13 protein-coding genes are annotated in these 16,099 nt (G+C 62.3%); 10 read left to right on the top strand and 3 right to left on the bottom strand.

Translation table 11 applies throughout. The features are described 5' to 3' along the window. Positions 1–468: 468 nt before the first annotated feature. The 10 genes from rpmH (at position 469) to istB (ending at position 11,990) form a co-directional block, all read left to right on the top strand. On the top strand, positions 469–606 hold the full coding sequence (gene rpmH / locus LDO14_RS20495) for a 50S ribosomal protein L34 (RefSeq protein ID WP_003800212.1): 138 nt from the start codon (positions 469–471) through the stop codon (positions 604–606). 40 nt (positions 607–646) lie between these two features. Further along, positions 647–1,057 carry a ribonuclease P protein component gene (rnpA, locus tag LDO14_RS20490; protein WP_081620205.1) on the top strand — a complete coding sequence of 137 codons (411 nt, stop codon included), beginning with the start codon at positions 647–649 and terminating at the stop codon, positions 1,055–1,057. After that, positions 1,050–1,442, top strand: coding sequence for a membrane protein insertion efficiency factor YidD (yidD, locus tag LDO14_RS20485; RefSeq protein ID WP_018769875.1), 393 nt, complete (start codon positions 1,050–1,052; stop codon positions 1,440–1,442). The genes rnpA and yidD overlap by 8 nt, the downstream gene beginning before the upstream one ends. Positions 1,443–1,457: 15 nt before the next feature. After that, complete coding sequence (gene yidC, locus LDO14_RS20480; RefSeq protein WP_018769874.1) at positions 1,458–2,429, top strand: membrane protein insertase YidC; 972 nt, start codon at positions 1,458–1,460, stop codon at positions 2,427–2,429. Further along, entirely contained in the window at positions 2,429–2,992 is a 564-nt protein-coding gene (locus tag LDO14_RS20475; protein WP_223993187.1) for a R3H domain-containing nucleic acid-binding protein, read from the top strand. Before yidC ends, LDO14_RS20475 begins: the two co-directional genes overlap by 1 nt. A gap of 20 nt (positions 2,993–3,012) precedes the next feature. Next, on the top strand, positions 3,013–3,663 hold the full coding sequence (rsmG, locus tag LDO14_RS20470) for a 16S rRNA (guanine(527)-N(7))-methyltransferase RsmG (protein WP_056392334.1): 651 nt from the start codon (positions 3,013–3,015) through the stop codon (positions 3,661–3,663). 89 nt (positions 3,664–3,752) lie between these two features. Continuing rightward, positions 3,753–4,835, top strand: a complete 1,083-nt coding sequence (locus tag LDO14_RS20465; RefSeq protein ID WP_223993185.1) for a ParA family protein — start codon at positions 3,753–3,755, stop codon at positions 4,833–4,835. 66 nt (positions 4,836–4,901) lie between these two features. Beyond that, positions 4,902–6,206 carry a ParB/RepB/Spo0J family partition protein gene (locus LDO14_RS20460; protein WP_223993177.1) on the top strand — a complete coding sequence of 435 codons (1,305 nt, stop codon included), beginning with the start codon at positions 4,902–4,904 and terminating at the stop codon, positions 6,204–6,206. A 3,466-nt stretch (positions 6,207–9,672) separates the two neighbouring features. Then, positions 9,673–11,205, top strand: coding sequence for an IS21 family transposase (gene istA / locus LDO14_RS20455; RefSeq protein WP_223993174.1), 1,533 nt, complete (start codon positions 9,673–9,675; stop codon positions 11,203–11,205). Continuing rightward, a complete protein-coding gene (gene istB, locus LDO14_RS20450; protein WP_223993173.1) occupies positions 11,202–11,990 on the top strand; it encodes an IS21-like element helper ATPase IstB in 789 nt (262 codons plus the stop codon). Before istA ends, istB begins: the two co-directional genes overlap by 4 nt. Positions 11,991–12,827: 837 nt before the next feature. Here istB and trxA read toward each other — a convergent pair. From trxA to LDO14_RS20435, 3 genes are all read right to left on the bottom strand, one after another. Next, positions 12,828–13,154: a thioredoxin gene (gene trxA / locus LDO14_RS20445; protein WP_018769869.1), complete on the bottom strand. Its 327-nt coding sequence runs from the start codon at positions 13,152–13,154 to the stop codon at positions 12,828–12,830. A gap of 37 nt (positions 13,155–13,191) precedes the next feature. Further along, positions 13,192–14,148, bottom strand: coding sequence for a thioredoxin-disulfide reductase (gene trxB / locus LDO14_RS20440; RefSeq protein ID WP_056392338.1), 957 nt, complete (start codon positions 14,146–14,148; stop codon positions 13,192–13,194). Positions 14,149–14,371: 223 nt separating this feature from the next. Beyond that, positions 14,372–16,018 carry an ABC transporter substrate-binding protein gene (locus LDO14_RS20435; RefSeq protein ID WP_223993164.1) on the bottom strand — a complete coding sequence of 549 codons (1,647 nt, stop codon included), beginning with the start codon at positions 16,016–16,018 and terminating at the stop codon, positions 14,372–14,374. Positions 16,019–16,099: the final 81 nt, after the last annotated feature.

Below are 16,099 nucleotides of genomic sequence, written 5' to 3'. Positions count from 1 at the left end.
CAATCGGTTCCCTCAAAACTTGCTTTGCCTGCATTGCCTGCAGCCCAAGTCCGGAACCAGGGTGCTGGCCCCACTTAATCCACAGGGTTATGCACAGTCCGTGGATAATCGGCTACTGGGACACTCTAGGGGATGAAAAGCCTAGAAGATAGCTGGCTATCCGGCTGTGGATAATTACACTGTTGTGGTTCTCGGAACGCCCCTGTGAGCAACTTCATCCACAGGCTGTTGGGGATACTTAGGCACAGCTGGGGACAGCCGCCAAGGCGCCTTCCGGTTTGACTCCGGCCTGCAGATTGCCCTAACGTTGTGAAGTCCTTTGTGTCCGCTTTTTGGCCCCATCTGAACTCTCCAGGCGCAGTGCGTCCGGACAGCCGGGGGAAGCGTGCATATACAAAACTTAGCGTCGGCCAGTTCTTCCCCATACTGATCGGGTGGGCGCACCTTTGATCCACTGGAGTAACTAACGTGAGCAAGCGGACTTTTCAGCCGAATAACCGCCGTCGAGCCAAGAAGCACGGCTTCCGCCTTCGTATGCGTACCCGTGCCGGCCGTGCCATCCTGGCAGCCCGTCGTGGCAAGGGCCGCACCGAACTGTCGGCCTAGATAACTGGCTTGTCGGTAGACATCCCTTTGCGAGTTTAAGGTGCTGGCCGCCCGCAACCGCTTGAGGACCTCAACCGATTTTTCAACAACCGTACGTTCCGGTGTCCGCAATGGGCGCCGGAACGTAGTGTTATATGCGGCAGCCATTGCTGCCGACGAACCCAGCCGGATCGGGTTCATTGTTTCCAAGGGTGTAGGGAACGCTGTGGTCAGGAACCTCGTTAAGAGGAGACTGAGAGAAGCAGCTGCTGCCTCGTTGCGAGAGCACGGTACAGGACTGGCTATTGTGGTGCGGGCGCTTCCGGCGTCCGCGTCCGCCAGTTGGGACCAGCTGCTGTCGGACTACAACGCTGCATTGGAATCCACGCTGAACCGGCTGGCTGGCCGCCCTCCACGGGCTGCCGCGACAGGTTCGGCCGGTACAACACAGGAGGGGACAACGCGTGTCTAACGCCACCGCCGTCGTCGCCCGTTTCCGCAACGTGCCTGCCGCCGTCGGCAAGTTCCTCTGGAACCTGCCCCGCAACGTCCTCATTCTTCTGCTGATGGCCTACCGCAAGGTGGTTTCTCCCTTGTACGGGCCGGTCTGCCGATTCTTCCCTTCCTGCTCGGCCTACGCCCTTGAAGCGGTCACTGTCCATGGCGCCGTCAAGGGGAGCTGGCTCGCGGTCCGGCGCCTTGGCCATTGCCATCCATGGAATGCCGGCGGAGTGGACCACGTCCCCGCCGGCCACAGGGAATGGCCCGCAGGCCAGACCCCCACAATTGTTGTGCTGAACAATCCGGACAGGTACCTGGTTGCTCGGACTGATGAAGAAGGCCGCAGTGCGGCCTGACGAATAGGGATAAGTATGGACTTCTTTGGAACAATCATGGCCCCGTTCAAGTGGCTGGTTTCCATCATCATGATCGGATTCCACGATGGCTTGAGCGCCATCGGGATGCCTGCTGCGAACGGCTGGACCTGGACTTTGTCCATCATCGGACTCGTGCTGGTGATCCGTGCCGCCCTGATCCCGGTATTCGTCAAGCAGATCAAGGCCCAGCGCGGCATGCAGCTGCTGCAGCCCGACCTGAAGAAGCTCCAGGACAAGTACAAGGGCAAGACCGACCAGCTGTCCCGCCAGGCCATGGCGCAGGAACAGATGGCCATGTACAAGAAGCACGGGACCAACCCGTTCTCGGCCTGCCTGCCCATGCTGATCCAGATGCCGTTCTTCTTTGCACTGTTCCAGGTGCTCTCCGGTATCTCCGCCGCAAAGGACCAGGGCGCCGGCATCGGTGCCATGAGCCATGAGCAGGTTGTGGAATTCGACGCGTCGAGCATTTTTGGTGCTCCGCTGTCTGCCTCCCTGCTGCATGGCGGGGGTGGCGGCAACCAGGTTGCTGTGTGGATCCTTTCCATCGTGATGATCCTGGCCATGACGGCCTCGCAGTTCATCACCCAGAAGCAGATCATGGCCAAGAACATGTCCGAAGAGGCCATGGCCAGCCCGTTCATGCGGCAGCAGAAGATGATGCTTTACATCCTGCCCATCGTCTTCGGTGTGGGCGGCATCAACTTCCCCATCGGTGTGCTCATCTACTGGACCACCACCAACCTGTGGACCATGGGCCAGCAGTTCTTCGTCATCCGCCGCATGCCGACGCCGGGATCCCCCGCAGCCAAGGCCCTCGCCGAACGCCGTGCCGCCAAGGGCCTCCCCGCCCTTTCCGTCCTCACCGGCAAGCGGGATGAAGAAACCGACGCCGCCGCGGCCGCCGCACTTGAGACCAAGGGACAGCGCGTCCAGCCCCAGCGCAAGAACAGGAAGAAGAAGTAATGTCAGCCGAGAGCACCGAACACGCCCTTTCTGAAGAGATTGAAGATCAGGACGAGTCCGTGAACCAGGATGCTTCGTCCGCCAAGGTCTCCGCCGCCAGCCGCCTCGAGGAAGAGGGGGACGTGGCTGCCGACTACCTTGAGGAACTGCTGGACATCGCCGACATCGACGGCGACATTGACATCGAGGTCCGCAACGGCCGGACGTACATTTCCATCGTTGCCGACGAGGAAACCGAGGGGCTGGAGAGCCTTGTCGGCGAGGACGGCGAGGTCCTCGAGGCCCTCCAGGAGCTCACCCGGCTGGCGGTCCTGTCCGCCACGGAAAACCGCTCCCGGCTTGTCCTGGACATCAACGGCTACCGGCAGGAACGCACCGGCCATCTGCAGAAGATCGCCGAAGACGCAGCGGCTTCCGTGAAGGAGACCGGCAAGTCCGTCGCCCTGGAACCGATGAGCGCCTACGAACGCAAGATCGTGCACGACGCCGTGGCCGACCTCGGCCTGGTCAGCGAGTCCGAGGGCGAAGGCGCCGGACGCCACATTGTTGTTTCCGCAGACTAGAGAATGCTGACCCCATAACCATGGTTGACATCACGGCAGCAGAGCTTCGCGCTGCTGAGAAGATCTTCGGCGACCGCCTGGACCTGGCAAAGCGCTACGTGGAGCATCTGGCAACGTCCGGCACTGAGCGGGGCCTGATCGGGCCGCGCGAGGTTCCCCGGCTGTGGAGCCGGCACGTGCTCAATTGTGCCGTTATCGAAAGCGAGATCGCCCAAGGAAGCCACGTTGCCGACGTCGGAAGCGGCGCCGGACTGCCCGGCCTATGCCTTGCCATTGCGCGCCCCGACCTTGAGCTCACGCTCATTGAACCCCTGGAGCGCCGCGTGATCTGGCTCCAGGAAGTGGTTGATGACCTAGGCCTGGACAATGTCACGGTGATGCGCACCCGCGCCGAGCTCGCCGTGGGGCAGGTGGAGGCTGACGTGGTGACAGCCCGTGCGGTATCGGCGTTAACCAACCTCGCCGGCCTGACCATCCCGCTGCTTGGTGGCCACGGTGAAGTGGTGGCCATCAAGGGCCGCAGCGCCGGCGAGGAGATCGAGAAGGCTGCCAAGACCATCCGCAAGTTGGGTGGTATTGAGACTTCCGTGCTGACGGTGGGCGACAACCTCCTTGAGGAACCCACCACGGTGGTCCGCATCGTTGTAAACAAGCCCCAAAAGAAGTCCTAATGCGGGCCCGCTGACGGCTGTCAGCGGGTTGGAGCAGTTAGGCTAGACAACGGCAGCAAAATTGGCTGAACGAGAGTGAGTGTGCCCCAGTGACCAGTAGTGAAGCCTCCGCACAACGGATCCCGCCGTTTGTGTCCTTGGGGTCGGCACGTTCTGTCGCTGGGTCCGGGCTTGCCGGTATAGCAATGGCACCCGGAAGAGGTGGTAATCACCCTAAAACGGTTGGTGCCGCGTCCGCCGGCAGTGCGGTTTCACGTGAAACAACCACTCCAGGTCGTTCGAACGTCATTGACGCCATCGATGATTCAAGTCCCATCGCCCGCGAGCTTGCCCACGAGACGAAGCGCCGTGAGCGCCTGATGGGACGTCAGCTCCCGCGTCCTGATAAGACCCGCATCTTCACGGTTTCCAACCAGAAGGGCGGGGTGGGCAAGACCACCACCACCGTGAATATTGCCGCGGCCCTGGCGGCTGCCGGACTGAACGTCCTGGTCATCGATATCGACCCCCAGGGCAACGCTTCCACCGCACTGGGAATTGAGCACCATGCCGACGTGGACAGCATCTATGACGTCCTGATCAATGACGTCCCGCTGGCGGATGTGGTTGCCCCGTGCCCGGACATTGGAAAGCTCATCTGTGCCCCGGCCACCATCCATCTTGCGGGTGCCGAGATTGAACTGGTTTCGCTTGTTGCCCGCGAACAGCGGTTGCGGCGTGCCATCGATGTCTACGCGAAGACCCGCGAGAAGAACGGTGAAGAACGCCTGGACTACGTGTTCATTGACTGCCCGCCCAGCCTGGGCCTGCTGACGGTCAACGCCTTTTGCGCCGCCAGCGAGGTTCTTATCCCCATCCAGTGCGAATACTACGCGCTGGAGGGCCTGAGCCAGCTCCTCAAGAACATCGAGATGATCCAGAAGCACCTCAACGCAGACCTCGTTGTTTCAACCATCCTCCTGACGATGTACGACGGCCGCACCAACCTCGCTGCCCAGGTGGCCGCAGAGGTACGCCAGCATTTCCCGGACCAGGTGCTCGCGGCGGTGGTTCCACGGTCCGTGCGGATTTCCGAAGCTCCCAGCTACCAGCAGACAGTCATGACGTATGATCCGTCCTCAAGTGGCGCACTGTCCTACCTGGAAGCCGCCGCTGAAATAGCCGAACGCTAAAATCTTCAATACAGCAACGCACGGAGCCAGGCTGGTCCGGGGCTCTACCACTGGAGGGATTTACCCATGAGCGAGAAGCGACGGGGCCTAGGCCGCGGTCTTGGCGCGCTGATTCCGAGTTCCGCCGCAACCAATGGGTCGGGCAACGGTGGGACGGTATCCCGGCCTGTGGATCTGTTCTTTCCCGAAGGACGGAAGAAAACTGAGCCGGTAGAACAACCCGCAGCCGAAGCCCCCGCGAAAACGCAGGACAAGGAAGCCACGGCTCGCGGCCAGCGCACCGCGGCAGGCAACGCAGCGGCTGCCACGACGGCGCCGGACAAAGACGGCGCCGGCAGGAAGTCTGCTTCCTCAAGTCCGGAAGTTCCGGCGAAAAAGACGGCTGCCAGGAAGACTTCCGCGGCCAGCTCCAATGAGTCCCCGGAATCCTCCCCCGCCGCTGAAACCCCGGCAGTCCCCGAGGTTGTGGACAGCCCTGCCGAAGACGGTCCAGTGCCGGCCGAGACCGCCGGTGCAGACTTCCGTGAGGAATCCGGTGTTGAGCTGGTGGAAGTTCCCGGTGCCCGCTTTGCGGAAATCCCGGTGTCCGACATCCATCCGAACCGCAAGCAGCCCCGAAATGTCTTCGATGAGGATGACATGGCTGAGCTGGTGCACTCGGTGCGCGAAATCGGCGTCCTCCAGCCAATTGTGGTCCGCACCTCAACCGAATCCGGTAGCGAGCCCTATGAACTGGTCATGGGTGAGCGCCGCTGGCGCGCCGTACAGGCAGCGGGCCTGGAAACCATCCCCGCCATTATCCGTGACACAACGGACGATGACCTGCTCCGGGATGCGCTGCTTGAAAACCTGCACCGCAGCCAGCTGAACCCCCTCGAAGAAGCGGCGGCCTACCAGCAGCTCCTCGAAGACTTCGGCACCACCCACGAGCAGCTGGCGGATCGCATCGGCCGCTCCCGGCCCCAGGTATCCAACACGCTCCGCCTGTTGAAGCTGCCCCCGCTGGTTCAGCGGCGTGTTGCGGCGGGTGTGCTGTCTGCCGGCCATGCCAGGGCACTTCTCTCCCTTCCCGATGCTGCAGCCATGGAACGGCTTGCGCAGAAAATTGTCGCAGAGGGAATGTCTGTCCGCGCTACTGAAGAAGCGGTTACGCTCTACCAGGATCCGGCCAAGCCCGCCAAGAACAATATCCCGCGTCCCGGAGCACGGCACGAACGCCTGGACTACCTGGCATCCTCGCTGTCGGACCGCCTTGATACCAACGTCAAAATCTCCCTTGGTGTCAGGAAGGGTAAGGTCAGTATCGAATTCGCCAGTGTAGAAGACCTGAACAGGATCATGGATGTCTTGGCTCCAGGTTCAACCAACTGATTCAAAGTTAGAAGGCCCGGTTCGTTGCGAATCGGGCCTTTTTGTTTTGGTGATCATTGCCCGTGGTTCCCATGGTTGGTTGATGAGGCTGTTTTAAGGCCGTTGTGTCGTTCAACCCTCCGCCAGATAGTCCCCGAACCCTGCCTATTCCTGGTTGTTCCTGGCTGGCTTCCGCGGGGTTGCCGGCGTACATCGTGCGGCTGCACTGTTCTGTCAGATTGGTGGCGTGCACGGGGCCGATTTAGTGCCGCTGGGAGGCCGAACAGCAGCCCCAACTCCATCTATGTACGTGCGCAGCGGTAAGTTGCAGATCCGCCATACTGGGCCCACGCTAGACGCGGGCGTCGGTGCCGGCGGCACAAAACGGTGTTCCTGACCTTTATGCGCCGGCCAGTTGTGATGTGGTCTTTGGTGGGTCAAGGACTCATGGGCTGGTTACCCTCGTTCGTGTTTCACGTGAAACAAGGGTTAGTCCCGCCGCCTTCTGCGGTGGAATTGCTCCGCAAATCATCCCGCATGGACGCTTGATGCGATGCTGCGGTGATCTGTGGCTTGCCGCCAAAATCCGGTAACTGCACGCTCGGCCACACTCCACCCTTCTGCTGGACGCTCGCGTGGAGGACTTGCCAGATCTTGGTGAATATAGTGCCATTGCTGGAGCATTTTGCTCTGCATGGGGTTTCCGCCTGAGTTGAAATGATCGGCATACGCGGCTGGTAACCGAGAATCCGGGCGCTTCGATGAACGCCCCCATTCGCGGAAGACCCAGGTTCTTGACCTTTCCCGCTTCAGCGGCATATCGGCGTCAGGTTCGGTAACTGCGGGAACATGTCCAGTGCCATATCGGAGCGCGTCCGGTCCCGACACCTCGTGTGCGCTGAGAATCTCGTAGACGTCCTCGACGTGGACGACCTCGGCCGACTGTCATAGCACTATAGCCATGCACGATAGCCATGGGACTTGTTCAATCCTGGTGATAGCCCGGAATCATGGCCCAGGCGAAAGTCCACTATGTCAGGGTCCACCGTATCTAGGAATGCGCTTGCGTCCACCTGCGCGTTGAGGCCGTCACGCGGCTGCTCGCGGGCGTCAGTCAAGCATGGCGTTTCACGTGAAACAGCCAGCTGCCATGGGGTTCGGCTGCCCGCTGAGGCAGTGCGACGACGTGGATCCTTGGTACCGATGATGCTGGAGCCTTGCGGGAAGGCTACGCTCCGCGTTTCACGTGAAACATGTGCGCTTGCTATGGGTACCATGCTCGACTGGAAGACGTCAGCCGTCGGCCCAGCAGTAATGCCGGCCCCACCAGAGTAGAGCGGACTCTATGGCCTTCGCCTCGCGTGCTCGCTCCCGCACCTCTGTTCGATGCCTGCTTGGCCTCCGGCCTTATCTGGGGCGCCATAATTGTCTCCTGGCCACTGGTCGTCTCTTCGTGACGAGTCCGCCTTTTTTGGTAGCTGAGCCATATGTGGTGCTGTTCTCCGGAACGTGTCGCCGCCGCTGAGTGGGTGGGCGCCGATCACTGAGTGCGGGGCTGGGATTCACCTGGATATTGATGGCTCGCGGATTGCAGTGCGTCACCTCGTAATGGAAGGGGCACAGTCGTGGCCAGGTACCGGCAATGTCCTACTGGTATGCGCGTTACTTTGCACCAGCCACTGTACCGGGAGGCGCGGCCGAAAGGGTGGTCTGCTTCGAAGCTCTTGAGGACCAGGAGAGGGGTTGGATAGGGTCATCACGGTACTGGCTTCTTGCGTTTCCGAAGGAAGCCAACCTAAACCACAATCGCGGGTGGCACATAGCCCTGTCATGTTGGCCGGCAGGAGGTCCCGTGGTTCGGCTTGACGCAGTTGCCGGCGGAGCAGAACTGCGATGCCACGGGCTTGTGTGACCAATTTCGTCGGTGGATATCCCTGTGGATAACAGTGTGGATAACTCTGGCGGCAGGTGTGGGTAAGAGTCCAGGTGCTAAAAGGTCAGTCGGGGTCCAAGACGACCGTTCCCGCCGCGCGCGCCATCTGACTCGGAGCGCGGGTATGCGTTTCACGTGAAACGATCCTCAATGTCGACTGCAGCCCCAGCGGACGCTGGGAGGTAGCACCCGGATGGTTGATTGCGGGCCTTTGGGGACGCACCTCCCCATCTCGGAACCGTTCGGCCTGCATTTTCACACGGATAACCGCTGGGACAACTCCTGATCTGCCGGCAGTAGAGTCTGCCATGTGATGGGGATCGGATCTGCGGAAGCTGCAGCGGCTGTGGATAAGTATGTGGATACTGACGCAATTGGCATGTGGAAAACTTTGTGTATAAGTCTGCGCGCACGGTGGGGGTGACGGGTCGCAGGGCGCTCGGCCGCAGGCGCGAATGCGTGGAGTTTCCGACCGGGACAGGGACATGCCCCTGCTCCAATTCACAGTGGTTATTGTTTCTTGGGACGCTGAACGGGAAGCTTCGATCCACATGTCCACACTGGGCCATCAGCCTGGCGGTCTAGCTGCTGCTGCATCGGTTCGTGCCGCCGGCTGGTGCCCCCAGGCCGTGGTGTCGAGACGCACACACAGTGTGAATGCGTCGTGAACCAGGTGAGATTGCCGCGCTTGGCCCTTAGTACGATCCTTGTTGCCTTTGCCGTCCGCGAGCTGGGGGCGGACGGTCGCGTCGATCAGCGCGCGACCGTCCAGTAAGTGATTGCGGCATCTCGGTAACCGAGGTCGGATAAGCGCTTGGATAAACGAAGCAAGCGGGTCATACGTACCGATACTCATACCGCGTTGCACCGTAGGGTTTCCGTTACTCCTGCACTGGTGCGGGGCTACCCTTACTGCCCGTCTCCGGTCTGAGTCGCGGGCCGAGAGTGGAGATGTTTCACGTGAAACGCCGCGCACTCCCCTGTGCTTGTCATGTTTCACGTGAAACACTTCTGCGCTCCGCCGGAGCGCTGGATGCCTCTATATGGCAAACGAGCCGCCCTAGAATTTCCAAGTGTTCCGGAGTACGTGAGACCTCTACGGCCCACCGCAGGACCAGGGTGCACCGACAGTAGCCCGGACATGGACGACAACAGATGTAGCGGCCTCGCTGGGCCAGCATCTCTAAACGTCAGATTCCGTACATGCCCAACTGCACCTCACATCATGCCCGACTCTCTGTGGTCGGGCCAGGATCGGCTGTGCCTATAGTTTGGGAGCGGGGAACTATCACCGTTCTCCTTCACCCCGCGTCAAGATGGTGAATTCCTGGCCGTACTGTGCCGGTTTCGGTCGGGTGTTAGCGGCCATGAAAAACTGCCCATAGGCGGCCACGAAAATGCCCACTGACGGCCAGTAGAACTGCCCACTGGTGGCCATGAGATCTGCCCACTTCCTCAACTGTTCCTGCCGCGTCTTCAGCGGCGGGGGCCTCTCCCCGGGATTTGATGACGGTGTCTAGTCGCACCAAATGTCGTCCCAGGAAGAGGCCCTGTATGAAGCATGACGGAGAAATCATGGAAATTCTTGCTGCCTATGATCTGACCGGATCGTTGCGCGCCACCGCGGAGCTCACGGGCTGCTCGCACCACACTGTAGCCAGGCACGTCGCCGCGCGGGACGCCGGCCGGCCAATTGCAGAACCGGCGCCCCGGCCCAGGGTCACGGACGCTTACCTGCCTAAGATCGAGGAATGGGTAGAGGCGTCCAAGGGCCGGATCCGCGCCGACAAGGCCCACGAAAAGCTGCTCGCCCTAGGCTATGAGGGGTCCGAGCGGTCTACGCGCCGGGCGATCGCGCAGGTCAAGGCCGCGTGGCGGCTCGGACACACCCGTGTGCACCGGCCGTGGATCACCGAGCCTGGGATGTGGCTGCAGTACGACTTCGGCGACGGGCCACGGATCGGCGGCGTAAAAACCATTCTGTTCGTTGCCTGGCTGGCGTTCTCAAGGTTCCGGATCGTGATCCCGTTGCGGGACCGGACCGCGCCGAGCGTGTTCGCAGCCCTCGACCGGTGCTTCCGGATCCTGGGCGGGGCACCAACGTATGTCCTGACCGATAACGAGAAAACCGTGACAACGGCCCATGTCGCAGGGGTTCCGGTGCGGAACCAGCAGACCCTGGACTTCGCCCGGCACTACGGGGTCACCGTGCTGACCTGCCAGCCCGCGGACCCTGCAACGAAAGGCGGAGTCGAAGCGTCGGTGAAACTGGCCAAAGCCGACCTCGTGCCCACCGACACGAACCTGAGGCCCGGTTACGCTTCCTTTGCCGAGCTGGAGGCCGCCTGCGAGGCGTTCATGGACGAGGTCAACAACCGCGAACACCGGGCCACCCGACGTAAACCCGCAATGGTTTTGGCGGAGGAAGCGGCCCGGCTGCACCGGATCCCGGAGACCGCGCACACGGTCGCGTTCGGGCTGGCCCGTATAGTCCCGGAGAACACCCCGATGGTCTCCTTCGAGAACGCCCAGTACTCGGTGCCGTCGCATTTGCTCGGCGCGAAGGTGTTCGTCCGCTCCCACGGCACCGGCCCTGACGAACAGGTCATCATCGTCCACCACGGCCCGACCGGCCCGGTCGAAGTCGCCCGCCACGGCCGGGCAAGGCCCGGCAGTCCCGCGGTCATCGAGGAGCACTTCCCAGGGACCAGTACCAGAACCCCGGGCGACTACGCCGTGAAGGCACGCACCGCCGGTGAAGCCGAGTTCCTGGCCATCGGCGCCGGCGCCAAGACCTGGCTCGTGGAAGCCGCGGCTGCAGGAACAGGCCGGATGAACATGAAAATGGCCGAGGCCGTGACCCTGGCCAAGATCGCCGGGACCGAGTCCGTGGACCGTGCCCTGGGAGACGCCGCGCTGCACGGCCGGTTCGCCCACGGCGACCTGCCCTCCATCCTGAACGCGAACATCCGCCGCACCACCACCCACGCCGCTAACGAAACCAGGTCCCTCACCCAAGGCACCAGCGCCTGGGCAGGCCTCGGCGCCGAGCCGTCCAGCGCCCCCGCAAAGGAGCAGAGCCGATGAGCCCGGTCACCACCACGAACACCACCGCCCCGGCCCTGCCGGCCGAACTGGAAGCGCTGATGCGGCAACTGAAGATGCCCCACGCCCGGGCACTGGCACCGGAGCTGATCGCGACCGCCCGCGCCCAGCGCTGGGAACCAACCGAGATCATCAAGGCACTGTTCACCGAAGAAGCCGCAGGCCGGGCCCGGTCCATGCTCGCCACCCGGCGCAAAGCAGCAGGCTTCCCGACCGGGAAGACCTTCGACGTCTGGGACCCCGCCGTCTCCTCCATCCCGGCGCCCACCCAGCAAGCCCTGCGCACCCTGGAATGGATCACCCGACGCGAGAACCTGGTCGTCTGCGGGCCCTCCGGCACCGGGAAAACGTTCTTCCTCGAAGCCCTCGGCCAGCAAGCCGTCGAAGCAGGCATGCGCGTGGCCTGGTTCAGACTCGAAGACCTCGGCGCCCTCATCCGCGCACACCGCACCGACGACAGCGTCACCAAAGCCGTCGCCCGGATACTGCGCGCCGAACTCGTCGTAATCGATGACATCGGGCTCCTGCCGGTGGCCACCGACGCCGCCGAAGGCCTCTACAGGGTCGTGGACGCAGCCTACGAAAAACGCTCCGTCGCGATCTCCTCGAACCTGCACCCCGCCGGGTTCGACGAACTCATGCCCAAAACCCTCGCCACCGCCACCGTTGACCGGCTCCTGCACCACGCCCACGTCTGCCAAACCAGCGGCGACTCGATCCGCCTCACCCAGGCCCTCGCCGGAAAAGGAGTCACCCAACTGAACTAACACCACCCGACAATGGCCAACCCCGCCGAGAACCTTCAGTGGGCAGATCTGTTGGCCATCACCGGGCAGTTTTACTGGCCACCGGCGGGCACTTTAAATGGCCGCCCGTGGGCAGAAACTAATGGCCATTGACAGTCGGGTTGCAATTTCGTCCCCTCGTGACGCTCCAAAGCGACCTGGAAGTGCTGGGAGGACCGCAGCTCCACCCTCCCCGCACGTCAGGGTCTCCGGCTCCACGTAATGAATTCACTGGTCGAACAAGCTTCGCGGCCTCGGGAATAGTTCGATAGTTGTGCTCTGCCTGACATACAGGAGGTCGGAACCAGAAATGACCCACCGGATCGCGGCAAGCGTGATTCATCGCCGCTCACCGCGTTGGGGGCAGCTAAAGCTCCACACCGGCGCCCCATTTTTCGGGCGGTCGAGCGAGGCGAACACGGCTCGCACGCTTTCAAGAAGGGGGGACGCACAAAGTCATTGCCACGCTAGTTACGGTCGCCTAGTCCTGCTTACCCAGGGCAGCATGGGCTCAAGTTCGGCATCCAGTCCACCCAGAAAGAGGTTTCACGTGAAACGCGACGTACCAGTAGCTGGAGGCAGTAACCCGTTGTGCGGTCCGAGTGGTAGGTCCACAGTCCCGTACGAAGTACCTCGCCAGCGAAAAGGCCCTGATAGTGCAGAGTAGGCGTTTCATGCCCTTTCGAACAAATGTTTCACGTGAAACTCTGTCTGACCCGTCCCATCTCAATGGTGGCAGACAAAAAAATTGGCCACCGCCCCGGGGCGATGGCCAACTTTGTGCAGATCCCACTTCCTGCCTACCGCAGGGAGGGGTGCTCAGGAGAGAACGTCTGCGAATTCCTTTTCGAAGAACTGCTTCGGCTTGGCACCGATAACTGTGCTCTTCACTTCGCCACCCTGGAAAAGGTAAACGGCAGGAATGGAAGTGATTCCATACTCAGCGGCGATGGCAGGGTTGTCGTCTACGTTGACCTTGACGACGTCAACCTTTTCACCATACTCCACGGAAATCTCATCCAGGATAGGTCCGAGCTTACGGCAGGGCCCGCACCATTCGGCCCAGAAGTCCACGATTACCGGCTTTTCGGCGGACAGAACGTCGGAGCCGAAACTTGCGTCAGTTACATCTTTAGCGTTGCTCATAACCTTATCTTTCTCTTCGGATAACAGTGGGGGCAGATTATGCCGGCAGGTCGGCCAGGTAGTGCTCGACGTCTATTGCCGCGACACAGCCGGAACCGGAGGCAGTGATGGCCTGGCGGTAGGTAGGGTCAACAACGTCTCCGGCGGCGAAGACGCCGGGAAGGCTGGTACGGGAGCTTCGACCCTCCACGGCGATGGTTCCCTCAGGCGTCAGCGCGAGGACATCCTTGACGAGGTCCGTACGGGGATCGTTGCCGATAGCGACGAAGACACCTGTCACTGCGAGGTCTGACAAAGATCCGTCCAACAGGTTCTTCAACCGAATACCCGTCACTTTGTCCGTTCCCAGGACATCGTCCACGGTGCTGTTCCACACAAAGTTGATCTTGTCGTGTGCCAGTGCCCGGTCCGCCATGATCTTTGAGGCTTTCAGCGAATCGCGGCGGTGAACAACCGTTACTGATTTCGCAAACTTGGTGAGGAACAGGGCCTCCTCCATGGCGGAATCGCCACCGCCGATTACGGCGATGTCTTGATCCTTGAAAAAGAAACCGTCACAGGTTGCGCACCAGCTGACACCGTGCCCGGACAGGCGCTTCTCGTTAGGCAGGCCAAGTTCCCTGTATGCGGAACCAGTGGAGAGAATGACCGCCTTCGCCTTGAAGGTCTCCCCCGTGGCGATGGTCACCGTCTTGATGGCGCCCTCAAGTTCGAGCGTGGTTACATCCTCGAACTGGATCTCGGTACCAAAGCGTGCCGCCTGCTTCTCGAAGTTCTCCATGAGGTCCGGCCCCATGATCCCTTCCGGAAAGCCGGGGTAGTTTTCAACGTCGGTGGTGTTCATCAACTCCCCGCCGGCGGTCACTGACCCCGCCAGCAGCAGAGGCTTGAGGTTCGCCCTGGCTGTGTAGACGGCGGCCGTGTAGCCCGCCGGGCCGGAGCCCACAATGATGACGTCGCGAACGCCGGACGCCGTCTTCTCTTCGATGGTCACTGGACCGTGAACCTCTTCCTTGTTCGACTCGCCTCCCCGTGGAGGCCGGCCACATGGCACAACTGTGTCCGCGTGCTGAATATTCCAGCGCCCGGGCAAGGTGAACCACCGGGGAAGTCAGAGGACCAGCCGTCGCAGGGCGCTCTTTCCAGACTACATTCCCGCTGCGGGTGCCGGTGGGCGGCAGTAACAGCGCCGGTAACACCCGCAGGCGGAAAGACGCCTACTGGACCTTGATTTCAGCCAGCCGGAGACCGTAGCCGTAGCGGGTCTTGGGAGCCGCCAGCTTGGGAAGGGAATTGATGGAGACAATCACGTACTGTGCCTGCACCGGTTCCGGAAGGGGCATGTTCAGGTCTGTGGACGTGAAGCTGTTGGTTCCTACTGCCTTGGCTCCGTCCATGGTGGGCAGGTCATTGGTGTAGACCGTGATGTTGCCCCCCGATCCCCCGAGCTGGGAGAGCGTGATGGAGGAGACAGTGGCAGCGCTCTTCAGCTTCACAACGAGGGGGACGCCCTGCGGGGCCAGGCCACCCCAGTTTTCCGTGGCGAATTCCATATCGGACCAGTAGCTGGCGGCATTGCCGTCGTAGGCCTTGACCAGATCGCCATCGAAGGTGGCGGCGAAGTCGAAGTTCCCCTGCCGGCTGACGCTCTCGATGGCCGGCGGAGCGGCGGGCGGCGCCGACGGTGCTGCCTGAGTGGCAGGCGCTGATGCCTGGGAGTTGGTGGTTGCGGGGCCAGCTGTCGGCTTGGCCTGAGGCCCCGGCGTAAAGAGGCTGCCCAGGTTGGTCACGGCGAAGATCAGGCCGGCGATCAGCACAACGGCCAGGAGCCCGCCCACCAGCCAGCGCATGGATCGGGGCTGGTTTTCGGACTCATCACGATCGTCGTCGTCCTCGGCACGGTCCGCGAAGGCGACGCCGGCGGCAGCGGGCGCAGCCGCACGTGCAAAGAGGGCTGCCTTCCCCTTGACTGGACGCGATTCCTGCGGGGATTCGTGGGTCTCCTCGTAGTGGTCCTGATCCCCTGACTGCGCATAGTCGTCGTCGGACCACAGGGAAACCTTGGGCGTCCGGTCCTCAGCGGTTGGCTGGACCTGCTGCCGTGGGGTGCTTGCGGCAGCGGTATCGTTGGGTCCTGTGTCCGCCTCCGCAGCGCTGGCGCGTCCGGACGGGGACTGGGCATTGGTTGCCACCGGCTGCGCTGCAGTGGCATCCGGATCCATCCGGGAGGACCCGTTTCCCTTGTTCGAAGCAGCACCTGCAGCCCCACCGGCCGCTGCAGCAGCAGCCGCTGCGGCCGCACCAGCGCCCGGAGCGGCCCCGGCAGCGCGCACTGGTGCGGCGGGCTGCTGGGCAGCGGGACGAACGGACGGCCTGGGCGGTACGGCCGGCGCTGAACGGTATGGATCAACCTGGCTGGGGTGCGAATCGGCGTAGTTGATGTATCCGGCGTCGACGTGGTCTTCCTCGTCGTACGGCTCCGGCTCGTGCGACCGCGGCTGGCCGAAGATTTCACTGCCCAGCGTGTCCGTGAAGAATGGCTCCACGTACGGCGGATTGGGCGCAACCACCAAGTCCAGCAGGTCGGCGGCGGATGTGTGGTTGGTGATGAGGTAGGTGGCGTCCTCGGTGACGCCAAGGTCCAGGACCTGAACGGTGCCGGGGCGTTCGCCGGTGGCGACTTCGCGGGCGCTCTGCGCAACCTGTTCGGTGTTCTCCGGGCCGGCAACCAGGATGCTGACCGGGCGGTTGAGGACCTGGTCCACACCGTCCAGCACCAGATCGTGGTCGTGCGAGGCCAACACTGTGGCGGTGACCTTGTAGCGGCCGCCCAGTACTGATCCGACGTCGATCGGGTTGGACACGTGTTCCTCCTAGACTGTCCGGGATTGCCGGTCTGATGACGCAACCGCCGTTCGGGTGCCGCGCACGGCAAACCCGTAATG

It is taken from the genome of Arthrobacter sp. NicSoilB11 (genome assembly GCF_019977375.1).
In the GTDB taxonomy this organism is placed as follows: domain Bacteria; phylum Actinomycetota; class Actinomycetes; order Actinomycetales; family Micrococcaceae; genus Arthrobacter.
The sequence above is the reverse complement of the archived record's forward strand: the minus strand, read 5'-3'. Positions and strand labels throughout refer to the sequence as shown.

Excerpts from the sequence above, each read along its gene's own strand:
- istA (WP_223993174.1), top strand. The coding sequence starts at position 9,673 with ATGAAGCATGACGGAGAAATCATGGAAATTCTTGCTGCCTATGATCTG.
- rsmG (WP_056392334.1), top strand. The coding sequence starts at position 3,013 with ATGGTTGACATCACGGCAGCAGAGCTTCGCGCTGCTGAGAAGATCTTC.
- yidC (WP_018769874.1), top strand. The coding sequence starts at position 1,458 with ATGGACTTCTTTGGAACAATCATGGCCCCGTTCAAGTGGCTGGTTTCC.
- LDO14_RS20460 (WP_223993177.1), top strand. The coding sequence starts at position 4,902 with ATGAGCGAGAAGCGACGGGGCCTAGGCCGCGGTCTTGGCGCGCTGATT.
- LDO14_RS20475 (WP_223993187.1), top strand. The coding sequence starts at position 2,429 with ATGTCAGCCGAGAGCACCGAACACGCCCTTTCTGAAGAGATTGAAGAT.
- trxA (WP_018769869.1), bottom strand. The coding sequence starts at position 13,154 with ATGAGCAACGCTAAAGATGTAACTGACGCAAGTTTCGGCTCCGACGTT.
- istB (WP_223993173.1), top strand. The coding sequence starts at position 11,202 with ATGAGCCCGGTCACCACCACGAACACCACCGCCCCGGCCCTGCCGGCC.